Source organism: Frateuria sp. GZRe14 (assembly GCF_051900395.1).
Classification (GTDB): Bacteria; Pseudomonadota; Gammaproteobacteria; order Xanthomonadales; family Rhodanobacteraceae; genus Frateuria_A; species Frateuria_A edaphi.
Genome location: NZ_JBHZGJ010000001.1, coordinates 732,128 through 752,078, shown reverse-complemented (window position 1 = coordinate 752,078; position 19,951 = coordinate 732,128). Strand labels below are relative to the sequence as shown.

At 68.4% G+C, this 19,951-nt stretch carries 21 protein-coding genes; 12 read left to right on the top strand and 9 right to left on the bottom strand.

Annotation, left to right across the window (positions count from 1 at the left end):
• Positions 1 to 121 precede the first annotated feature (121 nt).
• The 3 genes from ACFWZ1_RS03320 to ACFWZ1_RS03310 all read right to left on the bottom strand — a co-directional run bounded on the left by ACFWZ1_RS03320 (position 122) and on the right by ACFWZ1_RS03310 (position 4,196).
• Complete coding sequence (locus ACFWZ1_RS03320; protein ID WP_439665436.1) at positions 122 to 2,803, bottom strand: M1 family metallopeptidase; 2,682 nt, start codon at positions 2,801 to 2,803, stop codon at positions 122 to 124.
• 186 nt (positions 2,804 to 2,989) lie between these two features.
• Positions 2,990 to 3,529, bottom strand: coding sequence for a carboxymuconolactone decarboxylase family protein (locus tag ACFWZ1_RS03315; RefSeq protein WP_231323638.1), 540 nt, complete (start codon positions 3,527 to 3,529; stop codon positions 2,990 to 2,992).
• Between the two features lie 127 nt (positions 3,530 to 3,656).
• Positions 3,657 to 4,196, bottom strand: a complete 540-nt coding sequence (locus tag ACFWZ1_RS03310) for a peroxiredoxin (protein ID WP_231323636.1) — start codon at positions 4,194 to 4,196, stop codon at positions 3,657 to 3,659.
• Between the two features lie 158 nt (positions 4,197 to 4,354).
• Between ACFWZ1_RS03310 and oxyR the strand changes: the two genes are divergently transcribed.
• Together oxyR and ACFWZ1_RS03300 are read left to right on the top strand one after the other, a co-directional pair.
• Positions 4,355 to 5,302, top strand: a complete 948-nt coding sequence (gene oxyR, locus ACFWZ1_RS03305) for a DNA-binding transcriptional regulator OxyR (RefSeq protein ID WP_231323634.1) — start codon at positions 4,355 to 4,357, stop codon at positions 5,300 to 5,302.
• Positions 5,303 to 5,325: 23 nt separating this feature from the next.
• The gene (locus ACFWZ1_RS03300; RefSeq protein WP_439665435.1) at positions 5,326 to 5,925 is read left to right on the top strand and encodes a hypothetical protein; all 600 of its coding nucleotides are present in this window, start codon (positions 5,326 to 5,328) and stop codon (positions 5,923 to 5,925) included.
• Between the two features lie 29 nt (positions 5,926 to 5,954).
• Here the strand turns inward: ACFWZ1_RS03300 and ACFWZ1_RS03295 are convergent, their stop codons facing one another.
• Entirely contained in the window at positions 5,955 to 6,713 is a 759-nt protein-coding gene (locus tag ACFWZ1_RS03295; protein ID WP_231323630.1) for an RNA methyltransferase, read from the bottom strand.
• 112 nt (positions 6,714 to 6,825) lie between these two features.
• On the opposite strand from ACFWZ1_RS03295, the gene ACFWZ1_RS03290 reads away from it, so the two are divergent.
• Both ACFWZ1_RS03290 and ACFWZ1_RS03285 read left to right on the top strand, forming a co-directional pair.
• Positions 6,826 to 7,629 carry an inositol monophosphatase family protein gene (locus ACFWZ1_RS03290; protein ID WP_439665434.1) on the top strand — a complete coding sequence of 268 codons (804 nt, stop codon included), beginning with the start codon at positions 6,826 to 6,828 and terminating at the stop codon, positions 7,627 to 7,629.
• A gap of 452 nt (positions 7,630 to 8,081) precedes the next feature.
• Positions 8,082 to 8,273 carry a hypothetical protein gene (locus ACFWZ1_RS03285; RefSeq protein ID WP_439665433.1) on the top strand — a complete coding sequence of 64 codons (192 nt, stop codon included), beginning with the start codon at positions 8,082 to 8,084 and terminating at the stop codon, positions 8,271 to 8,273.
• A gap of 338 nt (positions 8,274 to 8,611) precedes the next feature.
• On the opposite strand, the gene hda is transcribed toward ACFWZ1_RS03285, so the two are convergent.
• The 3 genes from hda to ACFWZ1_RS03270 form a co-directional block, all read right to left on the bottom strand.
• Positions 8,612 to 9,316 carry a DnaA regulatory inactivator Hda gene (hda, locus tag ACFWZ1_RS03280; RefSeq protein WP_439665432.1) on the bottom strand — a complete coding sequence of 235 codons (705 nt, stop codon included), beginning with the start codon at positions 9,314 to 9,316 and terminating at the stop codon, positions 8,612 to 8,614.
• Positions 9,313 to 10,491 carry an AI-2E family transporter gene (locus ACFWZ1_RS03275; protein WP_439665431.1) on the bottom strand — a complete coding sequence of 393 codons (1,179 nt, stop codon included), beginning with the start codon at positions 10,489 to 10,491 and terminating at the stop codon, positions 9,313 to 9,315. Before ACFWZ1_RS03275 ends, hda begins: the two co-directional genes overlap by 4 nt.
• 126 nt (positions 10,492 to 10,617) lie before the next feature.
• A complete protein-coding gene (locus tag ACFWZ1_RS03270) occupies positions 10,618 to 11,607 on the bottom strand; it encodes a DUF2066 domain-containing protein (RefSeq protein ID WP_439665430.1) in 990 nt (329 codons plus the stop codon).
• Between the two features lie 196 nt (positions 11,608 to 11,803).
• Between ACFWZ1_RS03270 and purM the strand changes: the two genes are divergently transcribed.
• The 3 genes from purM (at position 11,804) to ACFWZ1_RS03255 (ending at position 14,355) form a co-directional block, all read left to right on the top strand.
• Complete coding sequence (gene purM / locus ACFWZ1_RS03265) at positions 11,804 to 12,847, top strand: phosphoribosylformylglycinamidine cyclo-ligase (RefSeq protein ID WP_231323618.1); 1,044 nt, start codon at positions 11,804 to 11,806, stop codon at positions 12,845 to 12,847.
• 103 nt (positions 12,848 to 12,950) lie between these two features.
• Positions 12,951 to 13,616 (top strand): phosphoribosylglycinamide formyltransferase, encoded by a 666-nt coding sequence (gene purN, locus ACFWZ1_RS03260; RefSeq protein ID WP_439665429.1) that lies wholly within the window; start codon positions 12,951 to 12,953, stop codon positions 13,614 to 13,616.
• A 37-nt stretch (positions 13,617 to 13,653) separates the two neighbouring features.
• Complete coding sequence (locus ACFWZ1_RS03255; protein ID WP_231323614.1) at positions 13,654 to 14,355, top strand: DUF3108 domain-containing protein; 702 nt, start codon at positions 13,654 to 13,656, stop codon at positions 14,353 to 14,355.
• Between the two features lie 355 nt (positions 14,356 to 14,710).
• On the opposite strand, the gene murA is transcribed toward ACFWZ1_RS03255, so the two are convergent.
• Together murA and ACFWZ1_RS03245 are read right to left on the bottom strand one after the other, a co-directional pair.
• Entirely contained in the window at positions 14,711 to 15,970 is a 1,260-nt protein-coding gene (murA, locus tag ACFWZ1_RS03250; protein WP_231323612.1) for a UDP-N-acetylglucosamine 1-carboxyvinyltransferase, read from the bottom strand.
• Between the two features lie 41 nt (positions 15,971 to 16,011).
• Complete coding sequence (locus tag ACFWZ1_RS03245) at positions 16,012 to 16,251, bottom strand: BolA family protein (RefSeq protein WP_231323610.1); 240 nt, start codon at positions 16,249 to 16,251, stop codon at positions 16,012 to 16,014.
• 222 nt (positions 16,252 to 16,473) lie between these two features.
• On the opposite strand from ACFWZ1_RS03245, the gene ACFWZ1_RS03240 reads away from it, so the two are divergent.
• The 5 genes from ACFWZ1_RS03240 to lptB all read left to right on the top strand — a co-directional run bounded on the left by ACFWZ1_RS03240 (position 16,474) and on the right by lptB (position 19,921).
• Positions 16,474 to 17,415, top strand: coding sequence for a KpsF/GutQ family sugar-phosphate isomerase (locus tag ACFWZ1_RS03240; RefSeq protein ID WP_439666863.1), 942 nt, complete (start codon positions 16,474 to 16,476; stop codon positions 17,413 to 17,415).
• Positions 17,416 to 17,482: 67 nt separating this feature from the next.
• Complete coding sequence (locus ACFWZ1_RS03235; RefSeq protein WP_231323608.1) at positions 17,483 to 18,034, top strand: KdsC family phosphatase; 552 nt, start codon at positions 17,483 to 17,485, stop codon at positions 18,032 to 18,034.
• Positions 18,025 to 18,627 (top strand): LPS export ABC transporter periplasmic protein LptC, encoded by a 603-nt coding sequence (gene lptC / locus ACFWZ1_RS03230; RefSeq protein WP_439666862.1) that lies wholly within the window; start codon positions 18,025 to 18,027, stop codon positions 18,625 to 18,627. Before ACFWZ1_RS03235 ends, lptC begins: the two co-directional genes overlap by 10 nt.
• Complete coding sequence (gene lptA, locus ACFWZ1_RS03225) at positions 18,593 to 19,198, top strand: lipopolysaccharide transport periplasmic protein LptA (RefSeq protein ID WP_439665428.1); 606 nt, start codon at positions 18,593 to 18,595, stop codon at positions 19,196 to 19,198. Before lptC ends, lptA begins: the two co-directional genes overlap by 35 nt.
• A gap of 3 nt (positions 19,199 to 19,201) precedes the next feature.
• Positions 19,202 to 19,921: an LPS export ABC transporter ATP-binding protein gene (lptB, locus tag ACFWZ1_RS03220; RefSeq protein WP_231323604.1), complete on the top strand. Its 720-nt coding sequence runs from the start codon at positions 19,202 to 19,204 to the stop codon at positions 19,919 to 19,921.
• Positions 19,922 to 19,951 lie beyond the last annotated feature (30 nt).

Genomic DNA, 19,951 nt, shown 5'->3' with positions numbered 1-19,951 from the left:
GAGTGAGACGACGCACCCGATGGCTCCCTCTCCCTCCGCTCAAAGGGCTGGAGTGAGCAAGGGCTCAAAAAAAACGCCGGGCGTCACGGCCCGGCGTTCTGTTTCAGCTTGGATCGCCGCCTCAGTGCAGGATCGCCTGCGGATCCTGCTTGGCCTTCAGCGCGGTGCACAACAAGGTGTCCTCGGTCGTCTGCGCCAGGCCACGCTCGGCGCCGGTGACGTCCTTGGCGCGGGTCTTGAAGAATGCCTGCAGGCGGTTCGCTTCCTCCTGCGAGCAACCGCCACCACCCATCAGGCCCGGCAGGCGGCCGCCGGCGAAGCTGCCGGTGCGCTCGACGATGCGGTCGTAGTTGGCGACCGCCCACTTCCACATGGCGTCGCGCTGGGCACGGGTCTCGCGGCTGCCGCGCAGCAGGGCGGCCATCTCGCCGACCTTGACCTGCTTGTCCAGCGCGAAGTTGCGTACCTGTTCGGCCAATGCCGGATCCTCGACCGCGCTCAGGCCGGCCAGCATGGCATTGCGCTGGGCGGGATCGGAGGTCTTGGGCAGTTCGGCGATCAGCGCATCGACCGCGCTCTTGCCGTGCTCCTGCACCGCCACCGCGAGCGCGGCGTCGAGCAGGTCCGGATCGGCCGCATCGAGGCTGAGGCGGCCGTCGGCCTTGCGCTTGAGCGCTGCCTCTCCCTGCTTGAGCAGTTCGGCACGCACCTTCGGCAGCTTCACGTCCAGCGCCAGGAAACCGGCCAGCGTGCTGCGCAGCAGGGAATCATCGTCCGCCTCGCCGGGCTTGCGGTGGTAGCCCAGCAGTTCCATGCGCGGCAGGTAGGCGGACGTGGCCCAGGCGTGGAGGGCGTTGCGCTGCGCATCGGTCCCGGCCAGGTAGCGGTTGATCCATTCGAAGCTGGCGATCGGCGCGGTCGCCACGGCGCGCACGCGCGAGGCAGTGAGCGGCTTGAGCGCGGCCAGCAGGTCGCCGGCGTTGATGTCGCCGTGGTGGAAGCTGGCGTCGGCCGCGTCGGCATAGGCGAGCTGCTCGCCGTCGGTCAGGTGGCTGACCTGGTCGCCCAGCCGCGCCAGGTCGGCCTTGTCCATGCCGAAGCGGTAATAGCCGCTGGCATTGGCATTGGGCATCACCCACGGGTTGGCGCTGGCGCCCGGCAGCGCGATCGTGCCGGTGGCCGTCTCCAGCAACTCGCAGTTGACCTTGCTGCCGTCGGCGGTGCCGTAGCGCACGCACACCGGCACGCCCCACACGTGGCTGGCGTTGCCCTTGCTGCCGACCGGCAGGTAGCGGCTCTGGCTGAGCTTGAGCACGGTCTGGCCGTCCTTCTGCATCAGCTGGGTCTGCACGTAGGGCACGCCGGGCTGGTTGAGGAAGCTCTTGAAGGCCTGCTTGAAGTCCTCGCCCTTGTCGGCCGCCTTGGCGATCGAGTCGACCAGGTCGTCCGCCGTGGCGTTGCCGAACTTGTGGTCCTGGATGTACTGACGCATGCCTTGCTGGAAGGTCTTCTCGCCGACGTAGCCCTCGAACATGCCGAGCACGCTGGCGCCCTTCTGGTAGGTGATCGAGTCGAACGCGGTTTCGATGTCGCCGTTGCCGGTGATCGGCTGGCGGATCTTGCGCGCGGTGACCAGGCTGTCGTTGTCCATCGCGTACTGGGCGCCGCGCACGCGGTCGAGGTCCGCGCGGTACTGCGGATGGACCTTCATCGTCACCTTCTGCTGCATCCAGGTGGCGAAAGCCTCGTTGAGCCAGATGTCGTTCCACCAGTCGGTGGTGACGGTGTCGCCGGTCCACTGGTGGGCCAGCTCGTGCGCGTTGACGTTGAACGAGCCGCGCACGTACTGCGCCGGGGAGTCCGGATCGAGCAGCAGCAGCCAGTCGCGGAAAGTCACCAACCCGGCGTTCTCCATCGCGCCGGCGGCGAAGTCCGGCGCGGCGAGCAGGTCGAGCTTGTCCCACGGGTAGCCGAAGCCGTAGTAGTCCTCCAGCGTGTGGATGATGCTTGGCGTCTCCGAGAGCACGTGCTGCATGCGGTGGCCCTCGCCCTTGGCGGCGATGCCGCGCAGCTGCAGCGGAGTGGCGCGATAGGCGTCCGGCGAGATGTCCGGGCCGGCGACGATGTCCCACGGACCGACACCGAAGGCGACCAGGTAGGTCGGCAGCGGCTTGGTGGTGGAGAAGGTCAGCGTCTTCCAGCCGCTTCCGGCCGGGACTTCCTTGATCTGCTTGGTGTTGGCAACCGCCTTCTCGTCGTTGGGGATGGTCAGGCTGATGTCGAACGGGGTCTTGAAGTCGGGCTCGTCGAAACCGGGGAAGGCATAGCGTGCGCTGATGGGCTCCATCTGCGTCATCGCATAGGGCACGCCCTCGTGGCTGACCTTGTAGAGGCCCTGCAGCTGCTGGTTGAGCGGCGCGGTGTACTCGAAGCTCAGGGTCAGCTCCTGCGGCTTGAGCGTATCGCCGAAGTCGACGCGGACAACGCCTTCCTTCGGCGCCGCCTCGACGTACTTGGCCGCATGCACCTTGCCGGCGGCGTCGGTCACGCTGACCTTGGAGACCTTCAGTGCATTGCCATGCAACCAGACGTGGTCGGAGGCCTGCTTGAGCTCGACCTTGATGCGCGTGGTGCCGGAGAAATCCTGCTGGCGCGGATCGACCTTGAAGGACAGCGCATAGGATTCGGGCACGGCCCAGCGCGGCAGCTTGCCGTGCGGCACCTGGTCGGCGGTGGCGGCGAAGGCGGCGCCGCAACAGGCGGCCATCGCGGTGAGCACGAGCGGTTTGACGAGTCGACGCATGGTGGTTTTCCCCAGGGACTGTGAAGGCAAGCTCCCGAAGCTAGGCCGGGCATGACTTGTGACACAGTGCCAAAAGGCATGGCCGGGGTTCGACGCGACGTGAAAGCGTCGACCCGGTCGGCAGCGCGCCCAAAACAAAGCCCGGCCATCGCTGGCCGGGCTTCGCCGTTCCTCCGTGGTGGTGGCTCAGCCGGCGACGTCGGCCTGCTCAAGCGCCACGGCCACGGCGTGCACCACCGCCGCGATGCGGATCGCGCTCTGGATCGGCTGCGCCGACAGCCCGTGCTTGCGCAGGGTCTTCTCGTGCGAGTCCACGCACATGCCGCAGCCGTTGACCGCGGCCACGGCGAGCGAGGCCAGCTCGAAGTCGATCTTGGTGCCGCCGGGATTCATCATCGCGTTCATGCGCAGCCCCGCGCGCAGCGTGCCGTATTCGGGCTCGCTGACCAGGTGCACGAAGCGGTAGTAGATCGTGTTCATGCCCATGATGGACGCGGCCACGCGGGCGCCGTTGAGCTCCTCGGCACTGGCGTGCTGCGCGGCTTCCTCGGCCACCGCCTGGGTCAGCGGCTTGTAGCGCGAGGCGATCGCCGCGGCGAGCGCGACCACCATGATCTGTTTCTGGGTCAGCCCCGGCGCACCGCCCTCGCTCAGCACCGAATCGAGGTTCAGGCGCAGGTCCTTGGCGTAGTCGGGGAGCTGGCTCTTGAGGTCGGCAAGACTCATGGGGACACCTTCTTGAAGTCAAAAAAAGACCGGCGGCGAAGCGGGCTTCGCCGCCGGCTGGGGAGTCCGCGCGTCCGTGGGGGAGGGGGAGGGATCCGGACGCGCGGTTACTGCAAGCGAGAGGCGATCAGGCGACCTTGAGGGTGTCTTCGCCCTGGTGCCAGTTGCACGGGCACAGCTCGTCGGTCTGCAGCGCGTCGAGCACGCGCAGCACTTCCTGCGGGTTGCGGCCGACCGAGCCGTCGGTCACGTAGACGAAGCGGATGATGCCGTCCGGATCGACCAGGAAAGTCGCACGCTGCGCCACGCCGTCGGCGGTCAGGATGCCCAGCGCATTGCTGAGGTCCTTCTTGATGTCGGCGAGCATCGGGAACTTGAGGTCGCGCAGGTCCTTGTGGTCCTTGCGCCACGCCAGGTGCACGAACTCCGAATCGGTGCTGGCGGCCAGCACCTGGCAGTCACGGTCGGCGAACTGCTGGTTGACGTCGGAAAAGCCCTTGATCTCGGTCGGGCAGACGAAGGTGAAGTCCTTCGGGTAGAAGAACACGCACAGCCACTTGCCCTTGTAGGTGTTGTTGTCGATCGTGCTGAACGCCTTCTCCAGGTTCTCGATCGAGACGGTGGCCGGGACGCTGAACTGGGGGAACTTGTCGCCGATGGTGAGCATGGAGCTTCTCCTTGAAGTACTGAGGGTTAGAGCGATCGGTGAGAGCATCATGGGCGCCGTGGATGGCGCGTCATGAGGGCAAGGTTACGCACCGCCCGGGCATTGTTCAAATTGATTGTTGCCATCACACTCATAGGCATGACCTATCGGATCAAGCCATGAACCTGCGCGACCTCGCCTACCTGGTGTCGCTGGCCGAGCACCGCCATTTCGGGCGCGCCGCGGAGGCGAGCTTCGTCAGCCAGCCGACCCTCTCCACGCAGATCAAGAAGCTGGAGGACGAGCTCGGCGTCGCACTGGTCGAGCGCACGCCGCGCAAGGTGCTGCTCACCGAGACCGGCCGCGAGATCGCCCGCCGCGCCCGCGGCGTGCTGGCCGAGGTCGACGAGATCCGCGCGATCGCCCAGCGCACGCGCGACCCGGAGGCAGGCAGGCTGCGCCTGGGCGTATTCCCCACGCTGGGACCCTACCTGCTGCCGCACCTGGTGCCGGCGGTGCGCCAGCGCTTTCCGCGGCTGGAACTGCTGCTGATCGAGGAGAAGACCGAACAAGTCATCCGCATGTTGCGGGAGGGTTCGCTGGACGTGGGCATCCTCGCCCTTCCGATCCACGAGGAAAGCCTGCACACGGAGTTCCTGTTCGAGGAACCGTTCGTGCTGGCGGTACCCGACGACCATCCGCTGGCCCATCGCAAGGCGCGCCTGAAGCTGGCGGACCTGGAGGACGAGAGCCTGCTGCTGCTGGAGGACGGCCACTGCCTGCGCGACCAGGCACTGGAGCTGTGCCAGCTGGCCGGCGCCGGCGAGAAGGTAGGCTTCCGCGCCACCAGCCTGGAAACGCTGCGGCAGATGGTGGCCGCGAACGTGGGCATCACCCTGCTGCCGACGCTGGCGATCAAGCCGCCGGTGGCGCGCACCGAGAACGTGAAGTTGCTGGAATTCGCCGGCCACGCGCCCAGCCGCCGCATCGCGCTGGTCTGGCGCAAGAGTTCTTCGCTCGGACCCTTCCTCAAGCGTTTTGCCGAAGTGGTGCGCGACCTGCCGGCCGAACTGCTCAAACCGGAACTGGCCGAGCCCGTCAAAAACACGCGGCGCAAGCGCGCCTGAGCGCTTCCAAAGAGGGGATACCGATGCGGCGACTGGGGTGGCTGGGATTGGCCGTACTGCTGGGCTGGGGCGCGCTCGGCTGGTGGCAGCAGCGTCCGCTGCACCCACCGCCGGGGGTGCTGGCCGCGCAGGCGCCCGAGCAGGTCGACCTGGATGATGGCACCCTGCTCCGGCAGGGCGAGACCACGTTGCGCACACGCGCCCACATCGCACTGACCGCGCGCGTGCTCTCCCGCGAGGATTACCGCTGGGACGCCGGCGCCTCGCTCGCCCCGACGGACCTGGCGCTGGGTTGGGGACGGATGTCCGACAGCGCGGTGCTGGCCGGGATCGATATCAGCCAGTCCAGCCGGTTCTTCTACTGGCACGTGCGGGAGTTCCCGATCCCGCGCCGCGAGATCGAAACGTCCGCGACCAACATGCACCTCATCCCGGCCGACGATGGCGTGCGCTACGCGATGAAGCACGTCCGCCCGGGCGAGCTGGTGCACCTGGAGGGTTTCCTGGTCGACGCCAGCCGGCCGGACGGCTGGCACTGGCGCAGTTCGCTCACGCGCGAGGACACCGGCGACGGCGCCTGCGAGCTGGTGTACGTGGAGGAGCTGGAGCCGGTCGCGCCGTGATTTCCCTGTAGGAGCGGACCGGTGCGCTCCTACGAGCGCTTGGCGAGCGAGGCCATGCGCTGCGCATCGGCCAGCACGCCGTGCAGGATGCGCAACTCGCGCTCGTCCGGTTGCGCGCGCTGGAACAACCGACGCAGGCGCAACATGATCGTGGTCGGTTCGCGTCCCTTGTGGAACTCGATGTCGTCCAGGGTCTGTCCCAGATGTTCGAAGAAGCGCTCCATCCGCGCCGCGTCGGCTGGCGGCTCGTCGTGTTCCGGCGGCGCGGCCACCGGCGTGGCGCCCAGCATCGCCAGGCGCTGCTCATAGGCCATCACCTGCACTGCCTGAGCCAGGTTGAGCGAGCTGTAGTCCTCCACGCTGGGGATGCGCACCATCGCGTGGCAGCGCGCCAGTTCCTCGTTCTCCAGCCCCGTGCGCTCGTTGCCGAAGACCAGCGCCACCTGTTCGCCGCGGGCCGCGGCCGCGAGTGCCTGCGCGGCGCCCTCGCGCGGGGTCAGCTCCGGCAGGTTCACGCCGCGCCGGCGTGCCGACAGGCCCAGCGCGAAAGTCACGCCCGCCAGGCCGTCGACCAGCGCATCGTGCACGCCCGCCTCGGCCAGCACCTGCACCGCATTGGCCGCCAGCGCGTCTGCCTCGCGGCTGGGAAACTCGGCCGGCGACACCAGGTCCAGCCGGGCGAAGCCCATCGTGCGGATCGCCCGCGCCGCGCTGCCGATATTGCCCGGGTGCGAGGTGCGTACCAGCACGAAACGGAACAGGCGGGCGAGATCGGCGTGGTCGGTCATGGCGGCGAAAAAGTCAGGCGGGGTCGCCAAGGATAGCCGCCCCGGGGCACCGCCACGCCGGCTCTGCTAGAATCGCCGGCCGCATTTCCGCTCTTTTCCCAAAGCCGAAGCCATGCCAAGACCCGCCGTCACCATCGCGGCACGTGCCGCGCGCGCCGCAGGCAACGTGATCCTGCGCTACATGAACCGCATCGATGGCCTGCACGTGGTCGAGAAGCAGCGCATGGACTTCGCTTCGGAAGTCGATCGCCTGGCTGAGGCCGAGATCGTCAAGGAACTGCGGCGCGCCTACCCGGATCACGCCATCCTCGCCGAGGAAAGCGGCGCCACCGGCAAGAGCCAGCACACCTGGGTGATCGATCCGCTCGACGGCACGCACAACTACCTGCGCGGCATCCCGCATTTTTCCGTCTCGATCGCGCTGCTCGAGAAGGGCGTGCCGGTCTACGGGGTGGTGTTCGATCCGCTGCGCGACGAGTTGTTCACGGCCAGCAAGGGCGATGGCGCCTTCCTCAACGACCGGCGCATCCGCGTAGGCAAGCGCGAGAACCTGGGCGGCGCGATGATCGCCACCGGCTTCCCCTACCGCCAGCGCGAACACCTTGATGCGCAACTGGCCATGACCCGCGCCCTGCTCGGCCAGGCCGAAGACATCCGCCGTTCCGGCTCCGCCGCGCTGGACCTGGCCTATACCGCGGCCGCACGCTACGACGGCTATTTCGAGATCGGCCTCAAGCCCTGGGACATGGCCGCCGGCGTGCTGCTCGTGCACGAGGCGGGCGGTCGCTACGGCGATTTCGCCGGACGCGACGGCATGCCCGCCAGCGGCAACCTGATCGCCGGCAACCTCAACATCGCCAAGGCGATGACCGACGCCATCGGTGCACAGGCGACGCCGGTACTGCTCAAGGCCTGAGCACGCATCGCCGCTGGACAAAAGGGCGCCCACGTGGCGCTCTTTTTTTTGCGCGCGCAAACATCGCCCTGCAAGGGCGCACCGCATGCTGCCGGGCGCCGGCAGTCCTGCGCGGGTCGCTCCTACAGGGCACGCAAGCGAGCCCTCGCCTGCCTTCGCGGCAGCCGGGCGTTGCTGTAGATCTTTCCAGCCGGAGCGCTTTTTCCAGCCGCGCGAATGCAAGGGTTGCCGGTAGGCGGCGCACTGCGCGCTGGCATCCGCATTGCAACGCCCCTGTTCGTCCGAAGGGCCCTCGACGCATCGCGAGCCCCTGCGGGCGGGGAAGCGTCCGTCGCCATCGTGCCGCGTGCCGATGGCCGAAGCTTCTGACCGCCGGACCTGCCGTTCTTTCCGGGTGCCGGAAAAACCAGCAGCGTCCTGCCAACGACGATCGGATATCAACGGAGATAACCATGAGCCGGCAACCGTCCCCAGAGAGTCAAGCCAGCAGCAAGACCCACCGCCCCGCCCAGGACCCGGTCGACGCCACGCGCGGCAAGCTCAGCGTGCGCGAGGCGGGCCGCAAGGGAGGCCTGCGCGTGCGCGAACTGATCAACCGCGGCCGCGAGGTCGAAGCACGCCAAAGCGAACAGCGCCCGCATTGAAGGGCATGCCCGCGGGTCATGTGAGGAGTATCCGAAATGAGCTCGCCAAAGCGGCAGAATCAATGCAATCAGGCCGTCGACAGTTATCACGCCGGGGCGGCATGACGGTGCCAAGCTGGTCAGAAGGGCGGCCACAAGGGCGGCGAGACCCGCAAGCAACAGCTCGGACCCGAAGGTGACTCGAAGCTCGGACGCAAGGGTGGTCAGCGTTCGCGAGTTGATCGCGGAAGGCATGCGAGCCGAGCACCACCGGATCTAGACCTCGCCCGTCACAAACGGGCGCGCCCGCCTTGGCCCTGCATGGCGGGCTTACGTCACCGTGCGGGCCGCAGTGCCGACTACGCGTGCCCGCGGTCTTCGCGCAGGAATTCGCGCAGGAACGGCACGGTGATGCGCCGCTTGGCGGCGAGCGAGGCCTGGTCGAGCCGGTCCAGGAGGTCCAGCAGCGCGGTCAGGTCACGTGCGTAGCGAGTGAACAGCCAGTCCAACACGGCCTCGTCCAGGCCGATGCCGCGCGCGGCGGCCTGCTCGCGGAGCACTGCGCGACGCTCGGCGTCGTCGAGTGCCTTGAGCGCGAACTGCGTGCACGCGCCCAGGCGCGAGCGAAGGTCCGGCAGGTCGATGCCCAATTGCGCCGGTGGTGCATCGGCGGCAAACAGCATCGCCCCACCCTCTGCGCGCACCTGGTTGTACAGGTCGAACAACGCGTGTTCGGCGGCGCGCTCGCCGGCGAGCACACCGAGATCGTCGATGGCCAGCAGTTCGCTGCTGCCCACTCCGCGCAGTGCGCCGATGTGTTCATGCATCGCCGAGAGCGGCAGGTATTGCACGCGCCGGCCCGCCGCACTGGCGGCGTGACAGGCGGCCACCAACAGATGGCTGCGTCCGCTGCCGGCCGGGCCGTGCAGATAAACCCAGGGCGCCCCCGGCGTTTCGGCCACCCTCTGGACTGCTGCCACCGCGGCGGCGTTGGCGCCAGCGTGGAAGTGCTCGAAACGCTGCCGCCGCGGCCAGCGCAAGGCGAGCGGAAGTTGCGGGATCATGGCGCGCCGTCGTCCGCAGGCCCGCGGCGCACGGGTACCGTGGCCGCGCCCTCGTCCGTACCGCCTGGGCCGCTCACCGTGACGTCGACCTCGGCGATCACCGGATCGTCGGGACCTGCCTGCCTGTACAGCTCGCTCATGCGGTAGCGCTCGAGCAGGTAGCGCAACAGCACCATGATCACCGAGGCGGCCGGCAGCGCCAGCAACACGCCGAGGAAGCCGAACAGGTAGCCGCCGGCAAGGACGGCAAAGATCACCGCCACCGGATGCAGGCCGATCTTGTCGCCGACCAGCTTGGGCACGAGCACGTAGCCTTCCAGCAGCTGGCCGACGATGAACACGCCGCAGACCATCAACGGGTGGGCCCAGTCGCCGTACTGCACCAGCGCGGCGACGATCGCCGCGCCGAAGCCGACCATGAAGCCGAGGTAGGGCACGAAGCTGAGCAGGCCGGCGACCATGCCGATCAGCGGGCCGACCGACAGGCCGACCAGGGTCAACGCCCCCCCGTAGAAAACGCCCAGCCCCAGCATCACCAGCAGCTGGCCGCGCACGAAAGCACCCAGCACCGCATCCGATTCGCGTGCCAGGTGCGCCACGGTCGGCTGCACCGAACGCGGCAGCACGCTGTCGATGTAGGCGATCAACCGATCCCAGTCGCGCAACAGGTAGAACGCGACCACCGGGACCAACACCACGTTGGTCAGCCACATCACCGCCCCGAGACTGGAGCGCGAGACGGTACCGAGCACGGTGGTCGCCACTGCGCCGATCGAGCCGATGTGCGCGCGGATCGCCGCCATCAGCCGGCTGGTGTCGAACGCATCCGGATCGAGGCTGAGTTTGCGTTGCAGCCACGGCAGCGCGGTGTTCTGGACCCAGTCCACGTAGCCCGGCAGGTTGTGGACGAGATTCTCGATCTGGTCGGAAATCAGCGGCACCAGCAGCAGCAGCGCGCCCACCAGCAGCAGGATCAACACGAAGAACACGATGCTGACCGCCCAGGTGCGATTCATGCCCAGCCGTTCGAGCCGGTCGGCCAGCGGGTCGCCGAGGTAGGCCAGCATGCCGGCCACCGCGAAAGGCATCAGCACCGGTGCCAGCAGCCATATCAGGAAGCCGATCGCCAGCACGATCGCGAGCAGTTGCCAGCGGCGGGAAATGTCGTGGGTCACGGAGGGGCCTCGTTCAAGCGATGCACGGCGTTTCCTCCCACAGTGGGAATCCGCTCGCGGGCGATGCTCTTCTCGATGTACGGAAAGGGCATCGTCCGAAAGCGGACTCCTGCAAGGGGCGTTGTTTCAATGCAGCCATTGCAGGCTGGCGTCCGCCCCTGCGTGCGGCGTGCCCTGGATCACCCGCCCGCCCGCGGCCAAACTGGCGGCCAGCACGGCCGGCGGCATGCTTGCCTTGATGCCCAGCAGGAAGCCGTCGTTGTCGGCGGCGAGCGTGTTCACCTCGCGCACCGACGGATCGGCGCGCAGCATCGCCAGCAGGTTGGCGTAGGCCTGCGCCGAGTCGACCTTGCTTACCCACAGCTTGCCGCTGCTGATGCCCGCGCCGATCACGTTGAGCTGCTTGCCCAGGCGATCGGCCATGCCGTTGCCGCCGTCGGTGAGCAGCGCGTCGGCGCTGACCCCCTGGCCGGCCCACGGCAGCGGCTTGCCACCGGCCACCAGGGTCCAGTCCGCGCTGCCACCCTTCAGGTTGCCGACCAGGATCAGGCCGGTGTGGTAGCGCTGGGTGATCATCGCCAGCGCGGTCGGGTCGGCGTTCGCCACGGCCGACGCATCGGGCACGTGCGACGGGTCCGGATAGGCCAGCTGGTAGCCGCGCGCCGCGGCGGCCTGCGCCAGCGCTCCCAGCGCATCCTGACCGAGCAGGCTGCCGTCGCTGCCATGCACCAGCACCAGCACGGGCGGCTTCACGCCTGCGGCCGGCACGCCGATCTGCGTGATCAGCCGGCGCACGGCGCCGGGGTCGAAGTTCACCTGCAGCACGATGCCGCTGCCCGCGCGCTGGTACTGGAACTGCTGCACCAGCCCCGGCGCGCCCTTCAGCGCGTCGTCGTAGCCGGGCTTGCTGCGCAGGTCCTGACCGCCGGCGACGCGTTCGAGCACCTGCGCGAGCGCAGTGGCGAAGGCCGTGTCACGCTGCGCCTCGCTGGTGTCGGTGACCGGCACCACCACCGCGTACGGCGAGACCGGCACGGGTGCTGGCACCTGCGCCCACGCCGCCGGCGCGAGGAAACCCAGCAGGAGGAGGGCGAAAAGCAGGCGTGGCAGGCGCATCGGCAAGGCTCGTCCGTGGAAGCTCGGATAACACGGGAGTCTGCCCAATCCCGCCCGCAGCGTCCATCGGCGCGGCCTGGCGCAAGACCGCGAAGCCAGCCTTTTCCACCGCCCGCGACTTTCGCACCGAGGACGAACCGCGCCCGCGGGAGCGTGCTGGTAGAATTGCGCGCTTTCCTCCAGGCCTCCTCCCGCCATGTCCGACGCCCTCACCTACCGCGCCGCCGGCGTCGATATCGACGCGGGCAATGCCGTGGTCGAACGCATCAAGCCGCTGGTCAAGCGCACCTTCCGTCCCGAGGTGATGGGCGGGCTGGGCGGTTTCGGCGGCCTGTTCGACCTGGCCGGCCGCTACAAGGAACCAGTGCTCGTCTCCGGCACCGACGGCGTGGGCACCAAGCTCAAGCTCGCCCAGCAGCTGGGCCGCCATGACACCATCGGCATCGACCTGGTCGGCATGTGCGTCAACGACGTGCTGGTGCAGGGTGCCGAGCCGCTGTTCTTCCTGGACTACTTCGCCACGGGCAAGCTGGACGTCGAGACCACCGTCGCGGTGGTGGGCGGCATCGCCAGGGGCTGCGAGCTCGCCGGCTGCGCACTGATCGGTGGCGAGACGGCCGAGATGCCGGACATGTATCCGCCGGGCGAATACGACCTGGCCGGTTTTACGGTCGGCGCGGTCGAGAAGTCGCAACTGCTCTCGGGCGAGGCGATCGCGGCCGGGGACGTGATCCTCGGCGTGGCGTCCTCGGGCCCGCATTCGAACGGCTATTCGCTGGTCCGCAAGATCGTCGAGCGCGCGGGTGCCACGCCCGACAACGGCGGGCTCGAGCTCGATCTCGGTGGCGTGAAGCTCGCCGACGCGCTGATGGCGCCGACCACGATCTACGTCAAGCCGATGCTGGAACTGCTGAAAAGCCAGCCGGTGCACGGCATGGCGCACATCACCGGCGGCGGCTTGAAGGAGAACATCATCCGCGTGGTGCCCGACGGCCTGGGCCTGGCGCTCGACGCGAACGCGATCGTGCTGCCGCCGGTGTTCGACTGGCTGATGCGCGAAGGCAAGGTGGCGCGCGAGGAGATGTGGCGCACGTTCAACTGCGGCGTGGGCTTCACGGTGATCCTCCCGCGCGATGCGGTCGATGGCGCGGCCTCGCTGCTGGCGAAGCATGGCTTGGCCAGCCGCGTGATCGGCGAGGTCGTGAAGGCGCAGGGCGACGAGCGCGTCCACATCGGCTGAAACAGGAAAACCGTTCGCCCCGAGCGCAGGCGCGCAGCGTCGAAGTCGAAAAGCGGTCCGACCGGCCGCGGTTCGACGCCTACGGCGAACGGCAGAGACAGACATGCCCCATCCTCTCCGCATCGCCGTCCTCGCCTCCGGACGCGGCAGCAACCTCGCCGCCTTGCTCGCCGCGCGCGAGCGCGGTGAGCTGGCCGCCGAGTTCGTGCTGGTGGCGAGCGACAAGTCCAGCGCCGGCGCTTTGCGGCTGGCCGAAGACGCGGGCATCCCCACGCTGGTGCTCGACCCGAAGGCTTATCCGGATCGCCGCGCATTCGACCTGGACCTCTTCGGCCGGCTCGCCGCCAGCGGTGCCGAGCTGGTCGTGCTGGCGGGTTTCATGCGCATCCTCGATGGCGAGGCGATCGCGCCCTGGGCCGGCCGCATGCTCAACATCCATCCTTCGCTGCTGCCCAGATACCGCGGCCTGCACACGCACCGGCGTGCGCTGGAAGCCGGCGACCTGGAACATGGCGCCAGCGTGCATTTCGTCACCGCCGAACTCGATGGCGGCCCGGTGGTGGCGCAGGCGGTGTTGCGGATCGAGTCGAACGAAGACGAACACCGCCTCGCGCAACGCCTGCTGCCGCTGGAACACCGTCTGTTGCCGGCGGTAGTGAGGTTGATCGCCGAAGGCCGCCTGGCCTGGCGCGACGATGGCCCCTCGCTGGACGGCGCGCCACTCACCGTGCCGCTGCGGCTTACCGAACGCGGGCTCGCGCCGGCCTGAATCCGATGTTCAGCGAGCGGCGGGCACACTGGGCCACATGACTTTCCGCCACCTCCTGCGCCTCGCCGGCGCCCTGCTGCTGGCCAGCGCCAGCGGACTCGCCCTCGCCGCCCCGCCCAAGGCCTTCACCGCCACCTACCGCGTGCTGCGCGACGGCTCGCCGATGGGCGACGCCACCGTGAGCCTCAAGCCGCTTGGCAACGGGCAATGGGCCTACAGCAAGCACCTGCGCGGCACCTCCGGCCTGGCCGCCCTGCTGGGCGCGAACCTGGACGAGGTTTCGCATTTCCGCTGGAAGGGCGACGTGCCCGAGGCGCTGAGCTACGACTACCGCCTCGATGCGGCGATCAAGTCCAAGCAACGCCACGTCACGGTGGACTGGGGCAAGCGCCAGGTCACGGTGGACGAAGGCAAGGGTGCGATCACCTATCCGACGCAGCCCGGCATGGTCGAGCGCAACACCACCGCGCTGGCGATCGGCCTGGCGCTGCGCGACGGACAGAAGCAGATCGCGCTGCCGGTGGCGGTGAAGCAGGAAGTCCAGACGCAGCGGTTCAAGGTCACCGGCAAGGAGAAGGTGACCGTGCCGGCCGGCAGTTTCGACGCCGTGCGGGTGGATCGCACGGACGCCGACCGCGGCTTCAGCGCCTGGTATGCGCCGGGGCGGTACCCGTTGCCGGTAAAGCTGTCGCAGAAGGATGGCGGCAACCTGACGATGGAGCTGGTGAGTTTCCGGTAGCGCTCGCTTCCCTCGCCGGAGAGAGGGACCGGGTTCGCGGAGCTGGGCGCGGGAGCGCCAGCGCGGTCGCTCTTGCAGGTTTCTCCCGCAGCTTGGCTTCCGCGGCGGGCTTTCAGTCGCCTGGCGGCGCTCGAAAGAAATTGGTTTGCCGAACCGATGAGGTGGAGGAACTGCCGCCGCTTTACCGCGGATGCTCGGGCGCCGAGGCCAGGGAGAGTGCGGGCTTGTGTGCGCGCCACGCACAGCTCCCTACGTGCCAGGGTTGGAGGGGTCGGGAGCCATGGCCCTTCGCAGGTAGGCGCCAGCCCACCCCCAAATCGTGCCGCTTGCCCGGCTGGTGGCCTGAAACGGGAACTCAGCTCGGCAAACGGCGGATCTTCGCGCCGAGTACGCCGAGCTTCTCCTCGATGTTCTCGTACCCGCGATCGATGTGGTACACGCGGTCGACCGTCGTATCGCCATGCGCCACCAGCCCTGCCAGCACCAGGCAGGCGGAGGCGCGCAGATCGGTCGCCATGATCGGCGCACCGCTCATGTGATCCACGCCCTGGATGATCGCGGTGTTGCCTTCCAGCCGGATGTCCGCACCCAGGCGCTTGAGCTCCTGCGCGTGCATGAACCGGTTCTCGAACACCGTCTCGGTGATCACGCCCACGCCCTCGGCCACGCAGTTGAGCGCAGTGAACTGCGCCTGCATGTCGGTCGGGAATGCCGGGTACGGGGCGGTGACGATGTTGACCGCCTTCGGGCGGCGGCCGCCCATGTCCAGTTCGATCCAGTCCGGACCGGTGCAGATGTGCGCGCCGGCCTCCTCCAGCTTGGCCAGCACCGCGTCCATCGTGCCGGCCCTGGCGCCGCGGGCGCGCACCTTGCCGCCGGTCATTGCAGCGCCGACCAGGAAGGTGCCGGTCTCGATGCGGTCGGGCAGCACTTCGTACTCGGCGCCCTCGAGGCGCTCGACGCCATGGATCACCAGGGTCGCGGTGCCGATGCCCTCGATGCGCGCGCCCATCGCCACCAGACAGTTGGCGAGGTCAACCACCTCCGGTTCCTGCGCGGCGTTCTCGATGATCGTGGTGCCGTCGGCCAGCGTGGCGGCCATCAGGATGTTCTCGGTGCCGGTGACGGTCACCATGTCCATCGCGATGCGCGCGCCCTTGAGGCGTTTGGCGCGGGCGCGGATGTAGCCGTTTTCCACGGTCACTTCGGCGCCCAGCGCCTGCAGCCCGCGGATGTGCTGGTCGACCGGACGCGAGCCGATCGCGCAACCGCCGGGCAGCGAGACTTCCGCCTCGCCGAAGCGTGCCACCAGCGGGCCCAGCACCAGGATCGAGGCGCGCATTGTGCGCACCAGGTCGTACGGCGCGATGTGGCTTTCGATGGTGCGCGGGTCGACGTGCATCTTCATGCGGTCGTCGAGCACCAGGTTGACGCCCATGCGGCCGAGCAGCTCGATGAAGGTGGTCACGTCGTGCAGGTGGGGCACGTTGGAGATCGTCACCGGGCCGTCCGCCAGCAGGCAGGCGGCGAGGATCGGCAACACGGCGTTCTTCGCGCCGGAAATGGCGACTTCGCCATGGAGCGGCTCGCCACCGCTGATCAGGATCTTGGCCATGAGGGTCCTTAGCTTGGAGTGAGCGAAGCGAAGCGCTGCCTTTAGCGGCGCGCCGCGGCTTCCTCGGGAGTCAACGTCTTCAGCGCCAGCGCATGGATCGCGCCGCCCATCAGCTCGCCCAGCGTGGCGTAAACCATGCGGTGGCGCGCCAGCGGCAGCTTGCCGGCGAACTGGCTGGCCACCACGGTGGCTTCGAAATGCACGCCGTCGTCACCGCTCACCTGCGCATTCGCGCCGGGCAGGCCGGTTTCGATCAGTGCCTGGATGCGGGCAGGGTCCATCGGAGGGGTCCATCGTCGGCGCGCGGGGCGCGGATTCACCAGGCTTGATGAATCCAGTGCGCGGCCATATGACGCTAAAATGCGGATATGCCATGGTAATGGAAATCCCGTGGCACAGAAATGCCGAAGGCCGCCGGCCACCCCAGCAGAGACCCCATGAACGCACGCATCGCCCCGCCCGTCGCCAAGCTGGACCCGGACGCCATCGCCCGCAGCGGGCGCATGGTCATCGCCACCGAGGCGGCCGCGATCCGCGCGCTCGAACCGCGGGTGGACGCCAGCTTCGTGGAGGCCTGCCGGCTGATCCTGGCCTGCCGCGGGCGCCTGGTGGTCACTGGCATGGGCAAGTCCGGCCACATCGGGCGCAAGATCGCCGCCACCCTGGCCTCCACCGGTACGCCCTCGTTCTTCGTACATCCGGGCGAGGCCAGTCACGGCGACCTGGGGATGATCCAGCCCGACGACGTCGTGCTGGCACTGTCCAATTCCGGCGAGACCGATGAACTCCTGTTCATCCTGCCGGTGATCAAGCGCCAGGGCATCCCGCTGATCGCCATGACCGGCAACCCGAAGTCTTCGCTTGCACACCAGGCGGACGTACACCTCGACGCCAGTATTTCCAGCGAAGCCTGCCCGCTTGGCCTGGCCCCCACCGCCAGTACCACCGCGGCGCTGGTGATGGGTGATGCACTGGCGATCGCGCTGCTCGAGGCGCGCGGTTTCACCGCCGAGGATTTCGCCCGCTCGCATCCGGCCGGCAGTCTCGGCCGCCGCCTGCTGCTGCACATCAGCGACATCATGCACACCGGCGAAGGCGTCCCGATGATCGCACCGGATGCGAGCCTCACCGAGGCGCTGATGGAAATGACCCGCAAGCATCTGGGCATGACTGCAGTAGTCGACGCCGAGCGCCGCCTGCTCGGCGTGTTCACCGACGGCGACCTGCGACGCGCGCTCGACGACGAAGACGTGAACCTTCGCGGCGCGAGCGTCCAGGCGCTGATGACACGCGGCCCGAAGACGATCACCTCCGACAAGCTCGCCATCGAAGCGGCGCAGCTGATGGAGAAGCATCAGATCCATGCGTTGCTGGTGGTGGACGAGCAGCAGCACGTGGTCGGCGCGCTGAATATCCACGACCTGCTTCGCGCAAGGGTCGTCTGATTCGTCCAGACAAACCGGACAAATCAGGCAAGGTCCCTTTTGACGTTACCCACCACAGTTCCGAACCGTGCCCACTTCTTCCTACCTCACCAACCTTCCTCCTGACCTCATCGCCCGCGCCGCCGGTATCCGGCTTGCGGTCTTCGACGTGGACGGCACGCTGACCGATGGGCGGCTGTACTACGGCGAGGATGGTCGCGAGACCAAGGTGTTCTTCGTGCAGGACGGCCTGGGCCTGAAGCGCCTGCAGGTGCATGGCGTGCAGGTGGCGATCATCAGCGCGCGGATCAGCCATCCGGTGGCACTGCGCGCCGAGGAGCTGGGCATCGCCCACGTCTACCAGGGCCAGGGCGACAAGCGCGTCTGCCTGCTGGAATTGCTCGACGCGCTGAAGCTCGCGCCCGAGCAGGTCGCTTTCGTCGGCGACGACCTTCCCGACCTGCCCGCCATGCGCATCGCCGGACTCGCCGTGGCCGTGGCCAACGCCCACCCGTGGGTGATCGAGCAGGCGCAGTGGACCACCAGCCGCGCCGGTGGACAGGGTGGCGCGCGCGAGGTCTGCGACCTGATCCTGCATGCCCAGGGCAAGGCCGGCAACGAGAAGGAGCGCTGGCGGTGAGGGAGTGGTTGCGCGACCGTCGCCTCGCGGCGGCCATCGTCGTGGTCGCGCTGCTGGCCGGCACGGCCCAACTGCTGTTGTGGTGGATCGGACCGCCACCGAAGGTCAACGAGTTCGTCGGTCCGCCGCGCTCGGGCTACACGCTGACCGACTTCAAGCTGACCCAGTACGGCACCGACGGCCTGCCCAGTTTCCTGATCCAGGCGCCGCAGCTGGAGCGGCGCGAGGGCGACGAGTCGCTTTATATCAACGCCCCCGAGTTCCGCCTGCCTTCCAATCAGCCGGCCGTGCCCGACTGGCTCGGCCACTCGCTGTACGGCTGGGTCAACAACGAAGGGAGCCTGCTCAAACTGCAGGGCCCGGTGCATCTGGAACGTGCGGCGTTCGACGATACGCCAAGGACCACGATCGACACCGCCGAAGTCACCGCCTGGCCCAAGCAGAACCGCCTCGAGACCGCCGCCCCGGCGCAGCTGGTGCAGGGCGGCACTAGAATCCACGGCGTCGGCATGCGTGCCGACCTCAACGACAAACACCTGGAGCTGCTCGATGACGTCCATGCCACGTTCCCGCCCCGCCAGCATGCGCGCTAGCGCGGCGTTGGTCCTGCTGGGCCTGACGGTGCTGGCACCGGTGCAGGCCAAGCGCACCGACCGCGACCAGCCGATGGACGTGCAGGCCTCGCACTTCGATGGCTTCCGCAAGCCCAACAGCACCACCACGCTCAAGGGCAACGTGGTGATCACCCAGGGCTCGCTGAAAGCCACCGGCGACCTGGCCAAGGTGCACTTCGACGCCAACGCCGAGATCGACAGCGTGGTGCTGACCGGCAGCCCTGCGCACCTCCAGCAGCTGGACGACAACGGCAACCTGATGCAGGGCGACGCGGCCACCATCGACTACAAGGTGGCCAAGGACTACGCCGTGCTGCAGGGCCATGCCTCGATCACCCAGCAGGGCCGCGGCGAGGCGCACGGCGATCGACTCACGTACAACACGCAGACCAGCGAAATGACCGGCGACAGCGGCGGCGACGGTCGCGTGCACATGATCTTCAAGCCCCAGCCCAAGTCGGGAACCGCCGCGCCTGCCGCGGCGCCGGCACCGGCACCGGCACCGGCCACCAGTGCACCCGCGCCCGCCACCAGCAGCGGGCAGCCCTGACCGATGCTCGCTGCCGAAGGCCTGCAGAAACGCTACCGCTCGCGCCAGGTCGTGCGCGATTTCGGTTTTTCGATCCGCCAGGGTGAAGTGGTCGGCCTGCTCGGCCCCAACGGCGCCGGCAAGACCACCTGCTTCTACATGGTGGTGGGCCTGGTCGAAGCCGACGGCGGCACCATCCGGCTGGACCGCCAGGACATCACCGGCCTGCCCATGCACTCGCGCGCACGACTGGGCATCGGTTACCTGCCGCAGGAAGCCTCGGTATTCCGCCGGCTGTCGGTGGCCGACAACATCATGGCCGTGCTGGAGCTGCGCGAGGGCCTCACCGCCCGCCAGCGCAACGAACAGCTCGAAGGGCTGATGGACGAGCTCAAGATCGCCCATATCGCCGGCCAGAAAGGCATCAGCCTCTCCGGTGGCGAGCGCCGCCGCGTCGAAATCGCCCGCGCGCTGGCCGCGCAGCCGCGCTACATGTTGCTGGACGAGCCGTTCGCCGGCGTCGACCCGATTTCGGTGGGCGAGATCCAGCGCATCGTGCGGCACCTGAAGGAACGCGGCATCGGCGTCCTGATCACCGACCACAACGTGCGCGAGACGCTGGGCATCTGCGATCGCGCCTACATCCTGAACGACGGCGAGGTGCTCTCGCGCGGCACGCCGGCGCACATCCTCGCCGACGAAAAGGTGCGCGAGGTCTACCTGGGACGCGAATTCAAGCTCTGAAGCGGTGATGTGACGCACGGCCCGTCGAAG